At 29.0% G+C, this 20,782-nt stretch carries 21 protein-coding genes; all 21 read left to right on the top strand.

Going from position 1 to position 20,782, the window contains the following annotated elements; all coding sequences use genetic code 11:
• The first annotated feature begins 50 nt into the window (after positions 1-50).
• The 21 genes from B2W91_RS16890 to B2W91_RS16790 all read left to right on the top strand — a co-directional run bounded on the left by B2W91_RS16890 (position 51) and on the right by B2W91_RS16790 (position 20,461).
• Positions 51-1,334: a B12-binding domain-containing radical SAM protein gene (locus tag B2W91_RS16890; RefSeq protein ID WP_291583056.1), complete on the top strand. Its 1,284-nt coding sequence runs from the start codon at positions 51-53 to the stop codon at positions 1,332-1,334.
• A 267-nt stretch (positions 1,335-1,601) separates the two neighbouring features.
• Positions 1,602-2,297, top strand: a complete 696-nt coding sequence (gene vanR, locus B2W91_RS16885) for a VanR-ABDEGLN family response regulator transcription factor (RefSeq protein ID WP_291583054.1) — start codon at positions 1,602-1,604, stop codon at positions 2,295-2,297.
• On the top strand, positions 2,254-3,408 hold the full coding sequence (locus B2W91_RS16880) for a sensor histidine kinase (RefSeq protein ID WP_414633133.1): 1,155 nt from the start codon (positions 2,254-2,256) through the stop codon (positions 3,406-3,408). Before vanR ends, B2W91_RS16880 begins: the two co-directional genes overlap by 44 nt.
• 120 nt (positions 3,409-3,528) lie before the next feature.
• Positions 3,529-3,879, top strand: a complete 351-nt coding sequence (locus B2W91_RS16875; protein WP_291583050.1) for a hypothetical protein — start codon at positions 3,529-3,531, stop codon at positions 3,877-3,879.
• Positions 3,880-3,960: 81 nt separating this feature from the next.
• Positions 3,961-4,449 (top strand): D-alanyl-D-alanine carboxypeptidase family protein, encoded by a 489-nt coding sequence (locus tag B2W91_RS16870; RefSeq protein ID WP_291583049.1) that lies wholly within the window; start codon positions 3,961-3,963, stop codon positions 4,447-4,449.
• Between the two features lie 51 nt (positions 4,450-4,500).
• Positions 4,501-5,358, top strand: a complete 858-nt coding sequence (locus B2W91_RS16865) for an ABC transporter ATP-binding protein (protein ID WP_291583047.1) — start codon at positions 4,501-4,503, stop codon at positions 5,356-5,358.
• Between the two features lie 83 nt (positions 5,359-5,441).
• Positions 5,442-6,023: a hypothetical protein gene (locus tag B2W91_RS16860; RefSeq protein WP_291583046.1), complete on the top strand. Its 582-nt coding sequence runs from the start codon at positions 5,442-5,444 to the stop codon at positions 6,021-6,023.
• Positions 6,024-6,034: 11 nt separating this feature from the next.
• Positions 6,035-7,237: a hypothetical protein gene (locus B2W91_RS16855; RefSeq protein WP_291583043.1), complete on the top strand. Its 1,203-nt coding sequence runs from the start codon at positions 6,035-6,037 to the stop codon at positions 7,235-7,237.
• A 204-nt stretch (positions 7,238-7,441) separates the two neighbouring features.
• Positions 7,442-8,593, top strand: a complete 1,152-nt coding sequence (locus tag B2W91_RS16850) for a hypothetical protein (RefSeq protein WP_291583041.1) — start codon at positions 7,442-7,444, stop codon at positions 8,591-8,593.
• Positions 8,594-8,829: 236 nt separating this feature from the next.
• Positions 8,830-9,447, top strand: a complete 618-nt coding sequence (locus tag B2W91_RS16845) for a hypothetical protein (RefSeq protein ID WP_291583039.1) — start codon at positions 8,830-8,832, stop codon at positions 9,445-9,447.
• A 98-nt stretch (positions 9,448-9,545) separates the two neighbouring features.
• Positions 9,546-10,865 carry a serine hydrolase domain-containing protein gene (locus B2W91_RS16840; RefSeq protein ID WP_291583037.1) on the top strand — a complete coding sequence of 440 codons (1,320 nt, stop codon included), beginning with the start codon at positions 9,546-9,548 and terminating at the stop codon, positions 10,863-10,865.
• A gap of 511 nt (positions 10,866-11,376) precedes the next feature.
• A complete protein-coding gene (locus B2W91_RS16835) occupies positions 11,377-11,823 on the top strand; it encodes an Lrp/AsnC family transcriptional regulator (RefSeq protein ID WP_291583035.1) in 447 nt (148 codons plus the stop codon).
• Between the two features lie 25 nt (positions 11,824-11,848).
• Positions 11,849-12,757, top strand: a complete 909-nt coding sequence (locus B2W91_RS16830; protein WP_291583033.1) for a D-isomer specific 2-hydroxyacid dehydrogenase family protein — start codon at positions 11,849-11,851, stop codon at positions 12,755-12,757.
• A 167-nt stretch (positions 12,758-12,924) separates the two neighbouring features.
• The gene (locus B2W91_RS16825) at positions 12,925-13,998 is read left to right on the top strand and encodes a tetratricopeptide repeat protein (protein ID WP_291583031.1); all 1,074 of its coding nucleotides are present in this window, start codon (positions 12,925-12,927) and stop codon (positions 13,996-13,998) included.
• 196 nt (positions 13,999-14,194) lie between these two features.
• The gene (locus B2W91_RS16820; RefSeq protein ID WP_291583029.1) at positions 14,195-14,554 is read left to right on the top strand and encodes a zinc-ribbon domain-containing protein; all 360 of its coding nucleotides are present in this window, start codon (positions 14,195-14,197) and stop codon (positions 14,552-14,554) included.
• Between the two features lie 219 nt (positions 14,555-14,773).
• Positions 14,774-15,160: a hypothetical protein gene (locus tag B2W91_RS16815; protein WP_291583027.1), complete on the top strand. Its 387-nt coding sequence runs from the start codon at positions 14,774-14,776 to the stop codon at positions 15,158-15,160.
• A 97-nt stretch (positions 15,161-15,257) separates the two neighbouring features.
• Positions 15,258-15,881: an SMI1/KNR4 family protein gene (locus tag B2W91_RS16810; protein ID WP_291583026.1), complete on the top strand. Its 624-nt coding sequence runs from the start codon at positions 15,258-15,260 to the stop codon at positions 15,879-15,881.
• Between the two features lie 82 nt (positions 15,882-15,963).
• Positions 15,964-16,629 (top strand): suppressor of fused domain protein, encoded by a 666-nt coding sequence (locus tag B2W91_RS16805; RefSeq protein WP_291583023.1) that lies wholly within the window; start codon positions 15,964-15,966, stop codon positions 16,627-16,629.
• Between the two features lie 184 nt (positions 16,630-16,813).
• On the top strand, positions 16,814-17,668 hold the full coding sequence (locus tag B2W91_RS16800; RefSeq protein WP_291583021.1) for an AraC family transcriptional regulator: 855 nt from the start codon (positions 16,814-16,816) through the stop codon (positions 17,666-17,668).
• Between the two features lie 321 nt (positions 17,669-17,989).
• Positions 17,990-18,880, top strand: a complete 891-nt coding sequence (locus B2W91_RS16795) for an SPL family radical SAM protein (protein WP_291583019.1) — start codon at positions 17,990-17,992, stop codon at positions 18,878-18,880.
• Between the two features lie 483 nt (positions 18,881-19,363).
• The gene (locus tag B2W91_RS16790; protein ID WP_291583017.1) at positions 19,364-20,461 is read left to right on the top strand and encodes a helix-turn-helix transcriptional regulator; all 1,098 of its coding nucleotides are present in this window, start codon (positions 19,364-19,366) and stop codon (positions 20,459-20,461) included.
• Positions 20,462-20,782 lie beyond the last annotated feature (321 nt).

Raw genomic sequence — 20,782 nt, 5'->3', positions numbered from 1 at the left:
AAGTGACTTTATAAAAATACATAGGTAATAAAGTATTATTTGGAGGGTATATGAGAAAGAGCATATTAATGATAACTCCTGAAAATAAGGAGATTAATAGATTTAGAAAAAGGCAGATAAATAACTTTATACAAATAACAATGCCGTATTTAGCAGCATTTATTGATGAAAATAAATATGAAATCACATTAATAGATGAATATAATCAAAAAATACCTTTTGAAAAGTATTATGACTTAGTTGTAATTACAGTTAATACTGCAAATGCACCTCATTGCTATAATCTTTCAAAAACATTTAGAAGTAAAGGTAGTAAAGTTGTTTTTGGAGGCCCTCATGCAACTCTTTTGCCAGAGGAAGTAAGAGAACACTGTGATGTAGTAATTATGGGGGAAGCTGAGGACAGTTGGCCAAGATTTTTAGAAGAGTTTTATTATGGAAATTATCACAATGAATATAGATGTTTAAATACTCCAACGTTAGAGGGAATTCCAATACCAAGGAGGGATTTAATAAAAAGAAGATGGTTTACTAAAGGTGCAGTATTTGCAACGAGGGGATGCCCTTATAGTTGTGCTTATTGTAATCTAAAGCAGATATATAAAGATTCCTTTAGGAAAAGGCCAATAAATGAAGTAATAGAGGATATTAAAAATAGCAAAAGTAAGTTTTTTGTTTTTTGGGATGATAATTTTTTTGGAGATATTGAATATGCAAAAGAATTATTAAAAGAACTTAGCAAATTAAATAAAAAGTGGGCAGCACAGGTTACTTTAGAAAGATGTAAAGATGAAGAATTGCTGAGTTTAGCACGAAAATCAGGATGTATTTATTTCTTTGTTGGATTAGAATCTTTTTCAAAAGAAACTTTACAGAGTGTAAACAAGGGAGTAAATAATGTAGATAAATATAAGGAGTTAATAGATTCTGTTCATAAATATGGAATTTGTGTACAAGCAGGAATAATATTTGGATTTGATACTGATACAAAGAAAGTATTTAAAACAACTCTAGATATGTGCAATTACTTAGGCATTGATGGAGTTACAGTTAGTATACTAACGCCACTACCAAAAACACCATTGTATTATCAGTTAAAGGAAGAAGGACGATTATTAACTGATGATTGGTCATATTATAATGGAAAAACTAGAGTAGCATTTAAACCTAAAAATATGAGTGCAGGAGAATTATTTGATGGATATATGTGGTTTAGAAGAAATTTTTATTCACTAAAATCAATAACTACTCGATTAAGAAAATCAAAAGTCAACATTTTATATAATTTAATAATTAACCTAGGATACAAGATTTCAATAGGAAAAACAGTATAACTAATGTAAGTACAATAAGGTATGATAAGCTAAAGAAGCTTGGAATATAGATTGAAAACACTATCCTTTAGGGATGCAACGGATAAACTTGATATAAGAATTAATTATGATTTATAATTTACAAGGTAATTTAGTTTTAAGTTTAAGGTATATATTAAATCTTAATAAATTCTCAATAAAGTTTTAAGATTTAAATCATATAAGATAATTGAAAAGCTTATAGAATTATTATATGAGGATATTAAATTATTTTTTGGAGGTTATGTAGTGAGTACAAACATATTGATTGTAGAAGATGAAAAAGAAATAGCTGATTTACTTGAAATATATCTAACAAATGAAAATTATACAGTTTTTAAGTTCTATTCGGCTATAAATGTAATGGAATGTATTAATGAATATAAAATTGATCTTGCAATTCTTGACGTAATGCTGCCAGATGGTGATGGGTTATTAATGTGTAAAGAGATAAGAGAAAAACATTTATTTCCTATTATAATGCTAACAGCAAAAGGTGAGGAGCATGATAAAATTAGTGGCTTAACTTTTGGAGCAGATGATTATATGACAAAGCCATTTAGACCATTAGAAGTAATAGCCAGAGTAAAAGCTCAGCTTAGAAGATATAAAAAGTATAATTTTGATTATACACAGCCTGATAATGTGTTAATTCATAGGGGATTAACAATTGATATTAATAGTCATGAGTGTAGATTGGATGGAAATATACTTTCACTCACTCCAACGGAATTTTTGATTTTGAAGATTTTATGTGAAGAAAAAGGAAACGTTGTTAGCTCAGAACAGCTTTTTCATAAAATTTGGGGTGATGAGTATTTTGATAAAAGCAACAATACTATTACAACCCATATTAGACATCTGCGTGAAAAAATAGGTGATTCTGTAGAGAAGCCTAAATATATTAAAACGGTATGGGGAGTCGGTTATAAAATTGAAAAGTGATAAATTTAATAAAAAACCATATAAAAAGCTCATTAATAAAATATTCTTTCAAACACTTGGTCTAATGATTATTGCTATTAGTATAGTTTTTTTTATTCGCTCTGCAGGTCAAGGAAAAATTGGAAACTTTATTACTGAAATAATTAGTAGATCAGCAGGAGTAGATTGGGAGATAGCAAGGTATTTATATTTTTATAATGTAAGAAAGTATTTTGATTTTATTATAATTGGTACGATTATCTTGATGTTTTCGTTGTTTTATAGAGCACTTTTATCATGGTTTACCAAATATTTTGATGAAATGATTGCAGGGATTAATGGGCTTGTTAATAGAGAAGAAAAAATCTCCATGTCATCGGAACTTGGATTTATGGAAGAGAAACTCAATCAAATTAGATTAGAATTGGAAAGAAGTGCAGAAGCAGAAAGAGAGCTGGAAAAAAGAAAAAATGATCTAATTATTTATTTGGCTCATGATATCAAGACACCATTGACATCTGTAATAGGTTATTTAAATCTATTAGATGAAACACCAAATATGCCTATAGAACAAAAAAGTAAATATGTAAATATAACATTAGAAAAGGCATATCGCCTTGAAAATTTGATTGATGAGTTTTTTGAAATTACAAGATATAATTTACAGTCAGTTCCATTAAATAAACAAAGCATTGATCTGTATTATATGATGGTTCAAATTGTAGATGAAGCATATCCTCAACTTGTAGAGAAGGATAAAAAGGTATCTATGAACATATTCGAGGATTTAAAAATATATGCAGATTCAGAAAAAATGGCAAGAGTTTTTAATAATATTTTGAAAAATGCAATATCATATAGCGATTCTAATAGCACAATTGAAATATGTGGATATTCAAAAAAGAGCAAAAGTTTTATAAGTTTTAAAAGCCTAGGAGCTATACCCCAAGATAAGTTGGATTACATATTTGATAAATTCCATAGAATTGATGCAGCTAGACAAACATCAACAGGTGGTGCAGGATTAGGTCTTGCTATTGCTAAAGATATTGTGACATTGCATGGTGGAACGATTACTGTAGTTTGTCAGCAAAATCATACTATCTTTACAGTTATGATTCCTAACAACTAGTATATAATATTATAATTTATATCATTTCTACATAAAATCTCAATAAATAATCAACTTTATATTAAAATATTGAATCTCCTCCTTTGATAAAATGGATTTATCAAAGGAGGAGATTATTTTTTGAGAATTTTTAGGGAATATATTAAGCGCATTAAAGGCTATTTATTATTTATGGCTATAATATGTACGATAATTTTCATGGCATTTGAAATTAGGATAAATACCGAAGATAAAATTGAGGATAAAAGTAAAGCAACCAAATCAGTAAATGTTGAGACATCAAATGTTTATCTATTAGATGTGAATAGAGATTTAATTTTATATGAAAAGAATGCTGAAGAAAAAATAGCTCCAGCTAGTATTACGAAGATTCTTACTGCACTTACTGTTTTGGATTATTGTAAATTAAATGATGTTGTTAATGTAGGGGAAGAAGTAGAAGTCATTGCAAAAGATTCTTCAAGAGCCTGATTATATCCAGGAGCAAAATTGACAGTTCAGCAATTACTCGTGGCACTTTTACTTCCATAAGGTAATGATGCAGCATATGCATTGGCTGTATATACTGCTAGAACAATTGCTGATAATGAAACAGTATCTATAAAAGAATCTATTCAAGTATTTATTGATTATATGAATCAAAAAGCTGTTAGTCTTGGAGCTGTAGATTCTAACTTCAAGACACCTGATGGATATGATACAAAAGGGCAGTACACAACAGCGCAGGATATCGCATATATTGCTAAGGCTTGCTTAGCTAAAAATGAGCTTTTGAAGATTATGAGTAGTTATATTATTTCCGATACATGGTTAAGTGGACAAGAGGTAACTTACTATAACACTAATGAGCTAATTAATTCTGGTAGTCCTTATTATAATGAGAATGTAATAGGATTAAAAACTGGTAAAAGTGATAAAGCTGGAAGTTGTTTAGTTTCTGCAATAGAGGTTGATGGCAAAAGGTTTATATGCGTTGTTATGGGAAGTTCTGATAACGGTAGATGGATTGATTCTTTAAATTTTTTCAGCCAAATTCAATGATTAAAATCACATTATAAATAATATGAAAAGTTTTAAAAATGGAGGTTAAAAATGGAATTAAAAATTGAAAATCTATATAAAGCATATAGAAATAAGGAAGCATTAAAAAATATAAACATTACAATGGAGTCAGGTACTTATGGGTTACTTGGAGAAAATGGAGCAGGTAAAAGTACTCTTATGAGAATTCTAACCACTGTTGATTTTCAAACTAAAGGAAAGGTAACCTTTGATGGGGAGGATATAATAAATCTAGATGAAAAGTACAGAAATATTATAGGGTATATGCCACAAGATTATAATGTATTTCCAAGTTTTACGGCAAAAGACTTTTTAGAATATATGGGTGCATTAAAAGGTATTCCAAAATCTGAGTTAGATAAAAAGATTCCAGAGGTTTTGGAATTTGTAAACTTAGATCATGTAGCAGATAAAAAAGTGAAGTCTTTTTCAGGTGGTATGAAAAGAAGAGTAGGTATAGCACAAGCAATACTTAATGACCCTAAGATATTAATATTTGATGAGCCAACAGCAGGACTTGATCCTAAAGAAAGGATAAGATTTTCAAATATAATAAGTGCAATGTCGAAAGATAAGATAGTTATATTATCAACACATATTTTATCCGATATAGAAGCAATTGCAAATGATTTGATAATAATAAGAAAAGGGGAATTAGTAGAAGCTGATAATATTGATAACTTAGTAGAAAAGGTAAGAGGGAAAGTTTGGGAAACTGTGGTTGATCAAGATATATTTAATAAGATAAGCCAAGAAAGAAAAGTGATTCATAGAAAACAAGAGAAACAAAGCATTCGTGTAAGATATGCAGGGGATGAATATGAAGGTGTTACAAATAAATCATTAGAACCGAGCTTAGAGGATTATTATGTATCTACATGTCTTTAGATAGACTTATAATAATTTAAATGTTTTAAATCATTATAATAACTATATTGGTTAAAAATTTAACAAAGTGAAGGAGAATTAAGATGAAAAAAAGAAAAAGTTTAATGATAATTGGAGCTATACTAATGAGTTTGACATTTTCTGTAGGCTGTAGTTCACGAAGTATCGGTGTAAATAGTGTAGATGGAGATGCTATAGATAGACTCCCAGAAGATCAAAAAGATAATGAACTAAATAAGGAGCTTGCAAGGATAAGAACGGCAAGAAAAGAAAGTGTTAAAGAGATGGATGGAGGGACGTTCGTAGTAGCAGAGAACGGTGCTAATATACCAGGTCAAAGTAAAAATATACCTAATTTCACCAAGGAAGGCTACGAAAAAGAGGTAGAATATATACGTTTTATACGTGGTTATATTGAAAATGAATTAAAGATTCCTGAAAGACCAGTATATGGACACGATGCAACATCATGTATTGATCCAAGAATGAATGCAATTTACGATGATGAAGATAAAGGAGTAGCTAGTGGCTATGATAATGAAAATATACGTATTGAAGAATATGAGACAGAAAAAGACGATGTATATAGTTATTTAATTTCAGTAAGAGAGTCAAAAGATAGCCCATGGGAAGTAATACATCATGGAAACAGTTATAAAGAGTAGGTGTTAAGATTATGAAAGAATTAGTAAAATATGAATTTAGGAAGATATGGACTCAGCTCACTATAGTAGCTGTAGTGCTGCTTATTGTAATCTCTACAATAAATATCTTTATAGTGTTATTTAATTCTGAGGCTATTACTAGTGAAGGTAAAGAAGTTTATGGATCAAAATCTTTTAGAGCCATTAAAAATGAATCAAAAGATATAAAAGGAGTAATGAATCAAGAGTATTTAGATAATTTAGTTGAAAAATTCAATTTAAGTAAAGAAAAACAAGAGTTTGAAGAACGTCTTGGATTTTATCTTACGAAATATGAGTATCCAAACCATATTATAAATTTTGCTAACTATGGTCCTGATATGCTTAGCAATAGGATGGGATTAGACTTTGATTTTATAAAATCGGAAAAAGAGTTTTATAATCAGTATAAAAAATCTGTAAGTGATACTATAAAAGACAAAAATCAGCGTAGTAATTGGTTTAAATACACAGATGATCAAATGAATAAGATAAATGAAAAAATAGATAAGTTAAAAACTCCTTTCAAGGTAGATTATTATGAAGGCTTAACTTATTTTGTGTGGCAATATGGAGCACAATATTATCTTGTTCTTATAGTAATAGGATTTGCTTTAAGCTCACTGTTTTCAAAGAATAGCAATAATGGAATAGATGAGCTTACACTATCTTCTAAGTTCGGAAGAAAGAAAAATATGAATGCAAGAATCATAGCTGGAAATATATTTGCAGCAGTAGTTTATGCTATATTTATAGGAACACTTTTAATAGAAATTGGAGTTGTAGCTTCTTTGAATGGATGGGGTACGTCTGCACAAACTATGTGGTACACTTGCATATATAATATAAGTACAGGTACAGGTATACTAATTATGATTTTTCAGGGGCTCTTAGGAATATTAATAGTTGCAAATTTAGTTATGTTAATATCATTAAAAGTTAAATATTCAAAATTAACAACGCTTATATCTTTGCTTAGCATATGGACACTTATAAGATTAAGATATACAACTAATTCACTACAATTACAACTTAATCCTACTTATTTTGCTACACATCTTAGTCTTGATATTTATTATTTTATAGGAAATATAGTGATACCATATTCATTAGCATTTATAGTAATAGCATTTATTTACATGTTAGTAATTAGAATTTTAACAGTAAGTCAATATAAGAAATATAAGTTAAATTAGATATATAGGGAAACAAGCTCAGATTTAAATTTATATATCAATTTCAAAAATGATTTTATTCAAAGATCCTTATTGAATTTAACTAATTTCTGAGCATGTCTCACTCTTCTGGGTATCCAAGTTCTGAAATGGATAAATTTAAAAGTCAGCTTGGAACCCTATAGTAACGGCATATTTAAAATAAAAATTAGGTGGTTAAATTAAATGAAAGAAATTATAAGAGTTGAAAGAAAAAGAATATTAAACCTAAGAAACTTTCTTATACTCTCTGCAATTGTTCTAATATTCTCTATATTTAGTAGTATAATGTCTCTAAATAATTACAATGTCTATGATTCACAAGGAAGTATTATTATATCTAGTAAAGACAATTTAAAAGAATCAAAACTAGATAAACATAAGAGACTATTAGATGAAAAGGCTATAAAAGATGTTGTAGAGAGCAACGATAAAAGTAAGTACTTATATAATTCAAATTTAGCTATATTGGTTGCTTCAAACTATGAAAAAAAAGTAGAAGAACTTACCAATGATGATATAAAAAACTTTTACAATCAGAGAATAGTAAATGTTAAAAAAAATATAGGTGGAGCAGCTATGGTAGAAAATATAGACAAGCTAGCCTCGGAGGGGGAAAAGCTTAATACACCTTTGCCGCTAGGATATGCAGAGGGGTGGAAAAATTTAAATAATGATATGATAGATTTTCTTACAATCATTATATTTATTATACCATTTATTATTTTACCTGTATTTGCAAAAGACCCAAAGACAAAAATGAGACAACTGTACATTACAACTAAACATGGCAAGAAAACTTTAGCTAAAATTAAAATAATAACAGGATTTGAAGTAGGTGGTATGATTTATATTACAGCTGTATTAATATTTTCACTTTCAAAATTAGCGATACTTGGATTTAAGGGGGCTAGTTTACCTATTCAAAGTAGTATAAATTATTTGTTTTGCCCTTACAATATAACTTACTTACAGCAGTATTTATTAAATGTAACAATAGGATTTATGGCAATGTTAGTTATGGTATCTGCAACGCTTTTATTTACAGTGATAGTAGATCAGATTTTATCAGGAGCAATATTTGTAACATTTTTTTGTGCAATAATGACTATGATGCCTAATAATAATTTTGAAATTAATCATTATTTTAAAACCTTCTTACCGTACCACATGATCAATTTCAATAATTATTATATTCATCCTGAGATTTACAATATATCAGGTAAAATTATACCTACATATGTACTAGTTATTTTGATATCTTTGTTAGCTTTTACAATATTTACTGTTTGCACTATGGTTATATCAAATATAAAGCTATCTAGTAAGTTAAAGTAATCGAATAGATAGATTGGTTTGAGTTTTAGACTATTAAAGCATGCCATAATTATGTAGAATATATACAAAAAACAAAATGCAAAACTTCATTTAGAATAGTTACGGAGAACTGTATCATAAATAAATGTGAAAAATATCATTAGTGAATTCTTAAATTGAAATTTCATAATTAGGATTCATGTCTATAAATTTTAAAAATAAAATGCTTAATATAATCATAGATAGGTAGTGAGAAAATGAATCATAAAATACAAAGAATTAACAGTTATGAGGATGATAGATTTGATAAAGATATTTTAAATCAGCATGGTGCCTTTATTGCTGATGAAAAGTATAAATGTAGTTTTAAAATAATAAATAAAGATTCTGCCATTGTACTTTTTGATAAGGAAGTTGATGTGTTCCAATTGATAGATGAATTTAGATTCTATTCTGGGCACATTATTAATTTCTATGACGAAGATATGGAATTAATAAAAGCTTTTCCACCTATTAATATATTTCATATAACTATTAAGGATATTCAGCCTTCACAGTTTTTCGTGGATATGGACAAAGTTAAAGCTATAGAATCTTTCATAAAAAGTGAAGAAGACATCGTCATTTCTCTAGCAAAAATAAAGGACTCTTTTGTATCTTTGGATGGACATACTAGACTTTATTATGCAGTAAGTAAGGGATATTCTAAAGTAAAAGGATATTTTACAGAACCAGGTGACTATCTAGAGGATTTTGTAGAAGAAGCAAGGAGAAGAAATATTTATTCGCCATATGACCTTGAATTAATATCCCATGAAGAATATAAGATAAAGTGGAATAAGTTTTGTGATGATTTTTTTGGTGAGAGGGAATAAAAGGGTGAAACTTTAGCCATCAGTACATTAGAAATTAATGATATATATAACTTGCAATTACAAAAAATTCAATATGCAAAAGGTGGGGAAATAATATTATGAAAAATATTAATCAACTACTAGAAGATTATTTAGAAAGCTTGAATAGGAGAGAATATTTTAATGGCGCTATTTTAGTATCTTATCAGGATGAAATAATTCATTGTAAGGGATATGGGATAGCGAATCATCAACTAAATATCAAAAACACAGAGGAAACTAAATTCCGTATAGGTTCGCTAACAAAAGCTTTTATAGCAATGGCAATACTACAATTGGAACAAAGTGGGCTAATTAATTTAGAAGAAACATTAGGCGGCTATATTGAAGATATGATAGAAGGACATAAAATTACTATACATCATTTACTTAGCCATAGTAGCGGCATTCAAGATTTTGCTAGTGACATAAACTATTGGCCGACCCGAATGAGGTTATTTACAACATTGGAAGATACTATCAATGAATTTAAAGATAAACCATTGAATTTTGATCCTGGAACAGAGTTTAGATATTCAAATACAGAATATACTATTTTAGCATATATTATAGAGAGAATTTCCGGAATGACATATGAAAAATATATTGAAGATAATATCTTAAAACCATTAGGTATGGAATCCACAGGATTTGATGATGGACGGAAGATTATAAAGGATTTGTCTAGTGGATATACCATATGGAAGGAAATCATTAATCCAGAGTTTGTGGATATGACGAACGCTAAGGGTGCATATGATATGTACTCAAATATCAAAGATTTGCATCTATGGAGTAAAGCTCTAAATACTGAGAAATTAGTAAGCAAAAATCAACTTGGAAAAATGTTTAATATGTATAATAATGTTTGTGGATATGGTTGGTTCTTAGATAAAGATATAATAGATGATATACAAAGAAATAAATTCTATCACTTTGGGGATGTGAATGGATATGTAAATTATTTTTGTAGATACATTGAAGATGACCTTACAATAATAGTATTAAGTAATTTTAATCTTACTCCTGTAGAGCAAATATCAAAGGATATTGCAGCCATTATATTAGGAGAAGATATAATCATTAATCAAAGCTGTAGTGTCATAAGGGTAGACAATAGAACCTTAAATAAGTATATAGGTTCATACTTAATAGATGGTAAAGATAATAAAATCGATATAATAAATGACAAAGATAAGGTATTTATAACAATAGCTAAAAGGTATGGAGTATTGTATATGTATGAATTGCTACCTATCAATATAGAAGATTCGAAAATTGAATTTATATCTAAGTTTATAGAGGACAGAGTGGTAATAGAAATTACAAGTAAACATCAATATAAATTAACTCATATTAATCCATATGGGGAAGTTACCCATGCAACGAAGCTTATGTAAGTATAGTTGAAATTATGGTTTGTAGAATATGTTCTTATAAGCAAAATTTAGTTTAGTTAGATTATTTAGGAGAGCCTTATAATATGCAAGTGAGCTCTAGTATAACTTTTTTTATCTTCAGTCTTTTAATGTTTAACCTAGACTATAAAAACCTCACTTAAAGGTGATTCGGAGAATAGTATCATAGATAAGTTAAGAGACTAGCCTTAGCCATTGATATTACTTGGTTAAGGTTGTTTTTTTATTTAAGATATATACAAGGGAGGTTTTTTATTGTTTAAATATACAAACAAAATATAGTTCAATTTGTTATTGTAATTTATCATTATTTTTAAAATAATTTCATATAGTAATTATTTTAAGTAAATTTCACTTAAAAAGAAGCCTAAAATATGAAAATAATTGTTTGTGAAGCAATTAAAATTACTATTAGAAGTTAATTCACTCTTTATGATGACTTAATGTTTTTTAAATGATAAAATACAGTACATATAGTAGGGAGGGCTGGGATATGGACGATTTGGATATTAAAATTATAAATATTATTAGTAATAATGCAAGAGTATCTCATGAAGAAATAAGTAGAATTCTTCATATCTCAAGACAAGCAATTCATCAAAGAATAAAAAAATTAGAAGAAAGTGGAGTAATAAAAGGTTATAAAAGTATCATTGATTGGACTAAATTGGGTGAAGGTACTAAAGCATATATTTATGTAAAAGTAAATATGTTAGATTATAAAGAAGATATACAACAATATATTAATATCGATATACCTAATGTATTTATAGAAGAATGTCAAAGGATTCATGGTGATTGGTGTATAGTAATTAAGGTTAGGGCAAAGTCTACATCAGATATTACAAATTTCATTGACGAAGTATGGAAAGTGAAGTCTACTATAGACACATCCACTACATTTATTTTATCAACAATAATAGAAGATGATATAAGATAATAATTGAATTAAAGGGTGAGAATGGATGAAGTTTAATAAAATAGTATGTATTGATAAGACAGGATTGGAACCTTGGGCAATTGAAGAATTAAAGAAGTATTCTAAAAAAACGATTGAGGTATTTGATGATTATCCACAAAATGATAGTGAAATTATACAAAGAATAAAAGGTGCTGATTGTGTGCTTGTGTCTTGGAATACACAAATAAGTAAAGAGGTAATTGAAAGATGTAGCCAGATCAAATATATTGGAATGTGCTGTAGCCTTTATAATGAAGATTCAGCAAATGTTGATATTAAAACTGCAAGAGTAAATAATATTGAAGTTCGAGGAGTTAGAGACTACGGGGATGAAGGAGTAGTTGAATTCATCATTAGTGAATTAATAAGATTACTGAAAGGTTTAGGAGAATATCAGTGGAGAAATGAACCTGTAGAGTTAATGCAAAGGAAAATTGGAATAATTGGAATGGGAACAACGGGGAGAATGTTGGCAAAAATAGCATCTGCCTTCGGAATGAAAGTTTATTATTTCAGTAGAAATAGAAAATTGGATATCGAGAATGAAGGGATAGAATATCTTCAACTTAATGAGTTGTTGAAAAGAACAGAAATTGTATCAATTCATTTGCCTAAAAATACAATGATACTTGGAAAAGATGAATTTTCATTGTTTGGTGATGGCAAAATATTGATTAACACTTCTTTAGGTACCCCATTTCAAGTACCTGCATTTTTGGAATGGATACAAAGAAAAGGGAACTTTGCAATATATGATGAAGATGGCGTAGGAAGTTACAAAAAAGAGTTTGAGAAATATCCTAATATAATTTCATCTAAAAAAGTAGCGGGCTGGACAAAAGAAGCAAGGCAAAGATTATCCAATAAAGTTCTACAAAATATTGAGGAATTTTTAAATGAAACTCATGCTTAATAGTCATGTATTCGGCAACAAAGGGCAAACCGTATCATAAATAATTGAGAGACCTAGCCTTAGCTATTGGTATAACTTAGCTAAGGCTATTTTTTTTATTTAAAATATATACAACTAAATGGAGTATTTATATAATTAACGTACAAGGTGTTGAGGAAGTGATATAAATGAATATAAGCAAAATGGTAAAAGAATTGCAGAGTGTTATGAATTTGGAGTTTGATGAAAGAGCTAAAGTTTTTCATGAATGTAAAGAGCGGTTAGAAATAGAGGTTAATAAGAACCCGTCTAATGTTCAAGCGTTTTCACTTATGGCAATGATGAATTTGGAGCTGAGAAATGATACAAAAATTTCAACTGATATTTTAGAAGATTGTTATAACAAAAATAAAAATAATATGTCAAAGGACGAGTATTCTTTTTGGGCCACTAATATGGCCTATTTGTTAAGTGAAGAATACGAAGAGGTTGATAAATCAATTGAATTACTTACAAAAGCAATAGAATATGAATCAAAATATGATAATACATATTTTGCCTTAGGAAAATTATTTTTTAAGGAAAAGAATTATAGGGAAGCAATAAAATTATTTAATAAGGCTTTTGAAATTTCTCCTCACAAGGTATATAAATATAATGAAGCTGTTAGTTTAATTGCTTCAGATGATAAGGAAGAAGGAATTCTTCAGTTAAAATCAATTTACACATACCCATATGAATATGAAGAGATAGATGGAAGAATTGCTTTACTTCTTGGAAGAGAATTAGCATTGAATGGAGAACTAGAAGAGGGTAAAAAAATAATTCAATTATTATTAGAGCGTAGTTATGAAAGCTTAGAGGTTGGAGCCAGTGAATTAGCAGAATGTATGTATATACTTGGTGATTATCATAAATGTATAGAATTATATGATGAAGATAACCTTTATAAAGATGAAAGTTGGATTGGTCAGTATTTTTATGCACTAAAAGAGTCATATGGTATAGACGCATCAGAGAAAAAGATGAATGAAATTGAAGAAGAAATAGTGAAGAATATTTATGAAGAAGAAACTAATTATGCAGATTGGGATAGTGAAGAGGATTGTAAAGAATATATTGATGGAGAAAAGGCTAGATTAAATAGCATTAAAGAATGTTATAGACAGGTTATTAATGGCATTAAGCCTTTTGTAGAAGTAGATTACGATATATTTTATAAATGTTATTACATAAATTGTCCCCGTCATTATGTAGAGTAAATATTTTAAATTTAGAACATTTATTTTGTTTTAAGGTCATTAGATGAATTATAAAGATAAAGTCTGATGGTGTGAAAAATCTTATTGTAAGTAATGAAATAATTTATATGTAGAACTATGGATATTTGTGTTGTATATTGAGATAAATATTGGAAAATGGTACAATTAGGAAAGATTATTGATATGAGGTGATAAAATGATAATTTGGGGATGGGGGAAAGTGACTAGAAAGATTGTTGGCCCAGTATTTGAGCGTACATGTGGCTACTGTAATAGTACTGAAGTTTGGAATTTATGTGTTGTAAGAACGTGGTTTACTCTGTTTTTCATTCCAGTAATACCATATAGAAAGCAATATTGTATTACTTGTCCAAAATGTTATAGTTACAGAGATCTTACAGAAGAGGAATTTCAAGAAATGAAGCTTTCTATAAACTCTCAATCTAATAATATTAATCAAGATTCTGTTAGCGATGATTTAAAATATAGAGGAAAGACAGAAACTCAAATTAACTATTTAAAACAGATGGAGGAGTATAAAGATGAGGCTAACTAGAAAATAGTTACCTATATTTTAGTGATGTTATTATAGAATTATAATTATTAATATAAAAGTCCTTAACATTTTTGTTAGGGACTTTTATATTAGTAATATGCCCACCATGAATAATAACTTGACTGTGAAAGTTTAGTATAGGATTGAGAGTAAGGACTATTAAAGGTTAAATACTTTTAGAAGGTGATTAAAATAAAAGATGATATAGAAGTAAAGATAGTGAAGATGGAATGGCTTTCAAAAGAAGCGAATGAAGCAATTGTAACGTTTGAAATTAATAATAAAGAATATCGAGCGTTTGGATTTCCTGTAAGTTTTGAGGTTGGAACCTCTTATAGGGTTGAGTTTGATTTTTTAGAGGGGATAGATATTCAATGGGAAATTATGTTTAGTGAGAATAAAGATAAAGTGAAGGATTTAATTGTTAAACCAAATAGTACATGGTCTTACTCTGCATATGGAGAAATATTATCAATTAACCCTGTTATAGTTGATTGTGGTATTGCAGAATTTGATTTAGGGTACTTTTCAAGAGATGAACAGTTAATAGGTGAATATATGTTTTTCGATATTGCAAGATTAGACATATATGAAAAAGATAAATAATAGTACCTAAAAAGTTAGAAAACAAGAATTTGATATTAAAATGGTAGGTTTTAAGCAGTTATTAAAATAGTAGAAAATAATATTAAGGGGGATATGCATGGATATTATTGTTACTCTAGAAGAATTAGAAAATATACTTAATGTAAAATTTCCAAGGACTTTTCATGAAATTTATAGTTCAGGGGCAATGGAATGGTTAAAGCATTCATATGATTGGCTTAATGAAAATAGAAAGGTAGTTGAAACGAATATAGAATCATTTTTTTATAGGGTTGGAGGTGATTGTGAACCAGTTGTTTTCTCAGAAATACAAGAAACAATAAATTACTTTAAGGAAATGCTAGAGTATGATGATGATTATAAACTTGGAAAGGTAAAAATTAATCCTAAATATAGGTTTATTCCTTTTGCACAAATGGGTTCAGGAGATTTGTATTGTTTTTGGTATGAAGAGAACAAGCAAGAACCAAAAGTAACTGTATACGGACATGATACAGGAGATATGGACCTTTGGGCAAATGATTTTGATGAATTCTTATTTATTCAACTAGGAACATCTGTAGTAGATTGGGGAGATAATATTAATGATGAGTCTATACAGGCCCATGCAAGGTTTTTAGAGGATGAATATAAAAAACTTTTTCAAAGTGGAGATGAAGAAAAAATAAAATCAATTATCGAAAGTATGGGCAAACCTAAGCAGATAGAATATCTTGTATAGTTGTATTAAATAGGAGAGATGAAATAATTAAGAGCATAACTTGTAAATACTAGATAAATAGTGATTTGAAAGGAAGATAAAGATGGGGTTCTTAGATAAATTAAAGAAAAAAATAGAAAAGAAAGATACTAAGGATGACCAAGTAGTAATTGATGGCTGGAAGGCCATTGAAGATGCATGTTTAAAGATGTATCCAGGACAGACCAATCCTAAACATTATGGAACAATTATTCCATGGAGTCTTGGAGGTAATGATCCTTTGGATGGCATTAGCATTTATGATGGCGGGGAATATTATCACTTTGTTACATTTGGCTTATCAGAACTTTATGAGAAAGAAAATGAAAATAAAGAATATAGTGGATATGGATTTGAACTAACTGTAAAGCTGAAAAAGGACGGATTGGAAGATGAAGAAGTGGGAATTAGGGGAATGTGCGGAATTTTACAAGCAATAGCCAAATTAACTTATAATGAGGGTGAGATTTTTCAACCAGATGAATACATATATACAGGACAAACTACTGGTATGGATCCAAATGGAAAATCATTAATTACAGGATTTATTACTCAATTAGATAAGCTTGGTGAAATTGAAACTCCAAATGGAAAGGTGCAGTTTGTAGAACTTATTGGAGCAACAGATGCAGAATTGAAAGCAATTATTGATAAGAAATTAAGGGTTAAGAAATTATTTGAAAGACTCGGTTCAGAATATACAGACTATACACGTGAGAGCTTGTTTTAATTACTAATTAAGATATTATATTATAATTATGTATTGTTTAAATAGATAAACAAAATATGGTACAATTTGAATATAGAGTAAAAGTTAATTAATAAGTAAATAGCAGCCTCTCATATTTGTGCATTAGATGAGAGGTTTTTAAATTTATGATTCACTATACTATTATTTGTAAGGGGATAGCTTAATGGAATGGTTAGAAAAATTAAATGAAGCACTAGGATATATTGAAGCAAACTTAGATGGAGAAATTGAGTATGAAAAAGCAGCAAAGATAGCATGTTGTACAACTTATCATTTTCAACGAATGTTCTCATATATAGCAGGAGTGCCACTATCAGAGTATATAAGAAATAGGAGATTAACAAAAGCTGCACTTGATTTACAAAGTGGAGATAAGGTAATTGATGTAGCCTTACGCTATGGTTATGAATCTCCAACTGCTTTTAATAGGGCATTTCAAAAAATACATCATGTATCACCTTCAGTAGCGCAAAAAGAGGGAACCTTCCTAAAAGCATATCCTCCTATTAGTTTTAAAATAACAATAAAAGGAGTAGGAGAAATGGAGTATAGTATAGTTAAAAAAGAAGAAATTAGAATGGTGGGAGTAAAGACACTATTAGAAAAGAATATTGAGAAAAATTTTAAATCTGTACCTAAGTTATGGCAAGAATCAGCACAAAATGGAACAATTAATCAGATAGTATCTCTTATGAATGAAGATTCTAAGGGTGTATTAGGGGTTAGTGCTTGTATGGATAGCTTGGAGAAATGGGAGTATTATATAGCTGTGGAAACTGATAAAGAAGTACCAGAGGGTATGTATGAATATGTAATACCCGCAGGCACTTGGGCAGTTTTTCCAGGACAGGGTGCTATGCCGACAGCAATTCAAGAAGTTGAAAAAAGAATAATTACAGAGTGGTTACCAACGTCAGGATATGAATATGCAGATGCACCAGATATTGAGTTATACTTAAATCAAGATCCAGCTAATTCAAAGTTCGAGGTTTGGATACCAATTAGAAAAAATCAATAAAAGTTGAGAGAAGAAACTAAGAATTATTAGTATTAAATTTAAAACTTATTTTAATATAGATAAACTACTTTAAAAAATAATATATAGCTAAATTTGGCTATCTTTAAATATTTTAATTTACAAATTTAATTAATGGAGAATTGAGAATAGGCAATTGAGAATTATGATAGATCTTTTTAACAGACTTTTTAATACAAGTGACTGTGTCACATGAAAAGAAATCAATTGAAAACTTCTCTTATAAAAGAGAAGTATCCATAATTGTCCATTGTCAATCGTCAATTCTCAATTACATAAATATATTGGGGTGGATGAATTTATATGGCAAGCTACAAAGAGATAACTTGTACTACAGCATGTAATAAATTAAAAAGAAAAATACCATTTGCTTGGGATTTAAATATATATAGGGGGTGCGAGCATGGCTGTAAATACTGTTATGCTATGTACTCACATCAATATATGGGTTCTGAGCAATATTTTGAGGATATATATGTTAAAACTAATATTGTTGAACGATTGGAAGAACAACTTAGCAGTCCTACTTGGAAAAGGGAAGTTGTTAATATTGGTGGCGTAACCGATAGCTATCAACAAGCAGAAGCACAGTACAAAATAATGCCAGATATTCTAAGGTTAATGATAAAATATAAAACCCCTTGCATCATTTCCACAAAGTCAGATTTGATTTTGCGAGACTATGATTTAATTGAGGAACTTAGTTCTATTACTTATGTAAATGTTGCAGCAACCATTACTTGTATGGATGAAAATATTCGTAGAAAAATAGAGCCAAATGGCGTGGAATCCCTTAAAAGATTTGCTATGTTAAAGGAGTTCTCAAAGACAAAGGCATCCACAGGACTTCACTTTATGCCAATCATTCCATATATAACAGATGGAAGAGATAATGTTGATGCTCTATATTCTAATGCTGCTGATTGTAGAGTTAGTTATGTACTACCTGGAGTACTCTATCTAAGAGGAAAGACTCGTTCAGTATTCTTTAATTTTATAAAAAAGGATTTTAGTCATTTGTATGACCCATTACAAACCTTATATAAAACAGGTGGTGCCAACAAGGAGTATAAGGATAAGCTATACATTATGGTTAATGAATTAAAAGATAAATACAATCTTTCTGGTAGTTATTCAAAGCCAATGAAAGATAAATTAAATAAATCTACTAATGAGCAGTTATCTTTTTTATAATCTCTTATATTATAGGCAGAGAAATACATTGCACTAAGCCAAGTGACTGTCACTTGGCTTAATATGGAAGAAGATCTCATCAATTCACATCTTTAAAGTGGTATAACCTATACCATTTCCACGGTAATTCTTATTTTAAATTACAATTCTAATTTTAATCCAGAAGGGTTCCTATGTTTTCCAATACCAATTGACTTAATCGGTTATTTTATCGTTATCTTTTTTACTAATATCTTTTTATTTTTTATCACATTTATTGAATAGTTTTTTAAGCTTTTATCCACTATTTTTTGTGATATGACCGTTAAACTTATGAAATCATGATGAAATTTATAAAGGTAAGATTAAACTGAAAGATAAAGGTATCATTGCTTCCAATTTTCTATTGTTAGATATGGAGCCCATAAAATATTCACTATCACAATTAATATCAAAATAAAATATTCAATATGTGTTACTATCTTTAAAAAGGAGGAATGTTTGATGATAGACACCAATATGAAAAGAATACTTGATTTTGTCGAGAAAAATTTAGCAGAGGATTTTTCCCTAAGTGAATTGGCAAGACAGTGCAATTTTTCACCCTATTATTGTTCTGTTATTTTTCATCAGTATTTTGGTGAAACCATGAAAAGCTATATGCAAAAGCGACGTTTGATTTGTGCTGCAAGTGAGCTTAAAAACACTAATAACAGAATTATTGATATCGCAATAAAATATGGCTATTCGTCGCAGGAGGCATTTTCAAGAGCATTTTCTGCTATGATTGGAATGCCGCCGAAAAGGTTTCGCGAAAATCCACTGCCACTTGCTGTTTATCAGAAAAATAGTTCTCCAATATTTCAAAATAAGGAGAATGCAGCAATGAAAAATGAAACTATTAAGAATGTACAAAGTCAAATTGAAAGAGACTATCCTTTAAAAACATTGCATATTTTAAATGGTTTGTGTATGCTTGATTCTTTTCAAAGAGATAACTTGATGAATGAAAACGCTGTCTATATTCCATTTAATGAAGCTATGTGCTGGGGTGAAACGGACGAAAAAATTTTCTCGCCGGAATTTATTGAAAAAAGAGCACATTCCTTAAGTTCAACACCTGAAGAATATAGAAAAATTGTAATAGAACCGTTAAAGCCACTGTTTGACGAACAGTTCGACATTATCGTTTTATGGTTTGGTGACGATATGTTCTGCCAGATGAATTTTATTACGATTCTTTCGTATTTGGAGCAAATTCATTTTGATGGTGATGTACTTTTTTGCATGGCACAAGAGCAAAACGATGAAATGTTACCTGATGCTGTGGAAATTGATACAGAGGGCTATAACTATATCTATAAAACCATACTTTGTGATAGAAAAAAATGTGATAAAAAAATGCTGCCTGTCACTTATCAGGCAATGGATTTATATCTTGGCTACCGAGAAGAAAACAGTGATATCATACGTTATATCAAAAACAATCTTAATAAGGAAAATCTCGTAAGAGAACTACTCACACTGTTTTCGCAGTACGGACTTGGAGATTTACAATATCAGTGGATGATTGAAGAAATAAAGAAGGAAAGGACTATATGAGAATTGATAAACCGTAGCGGCGAACAGTGTTCGCCATATATTATTAAATAAGTGTTAAGCTATAAGACGTATTAAAAAGAACCGGCAAACACTGTTCGCTCCTACAATGTAAAAATCAGCTTAAAATAAAACTATTGTTAGTTTAGTAAAAGACTTAAATAGGGATAAGCATAAAATTTCATTGATCTAAATCTATGCTTAACCCTATAATTAAATTCTATTTTTATTATTTTATTGTTTTGAAATAATCTAGTAAATGTATATGGCTCCACAATAAAAATTTAACTTATACATAATTTTAATTTCCATAACAAAAATTCT

It is taken from the genome of Clostridium sp. UBA6640 (assembly GCF_002455975.1).
Taxonomy (GTDB): Bacteria; Bacillota; Clostridia; order Clostridiales; family Clostridiaceae; genus Clostridium_J.
The sequence above is the reverse complement of the archived record's forward strand: the minus strand, read 5'-3'. Positions and strand labels throughout refer to the sequence as shown.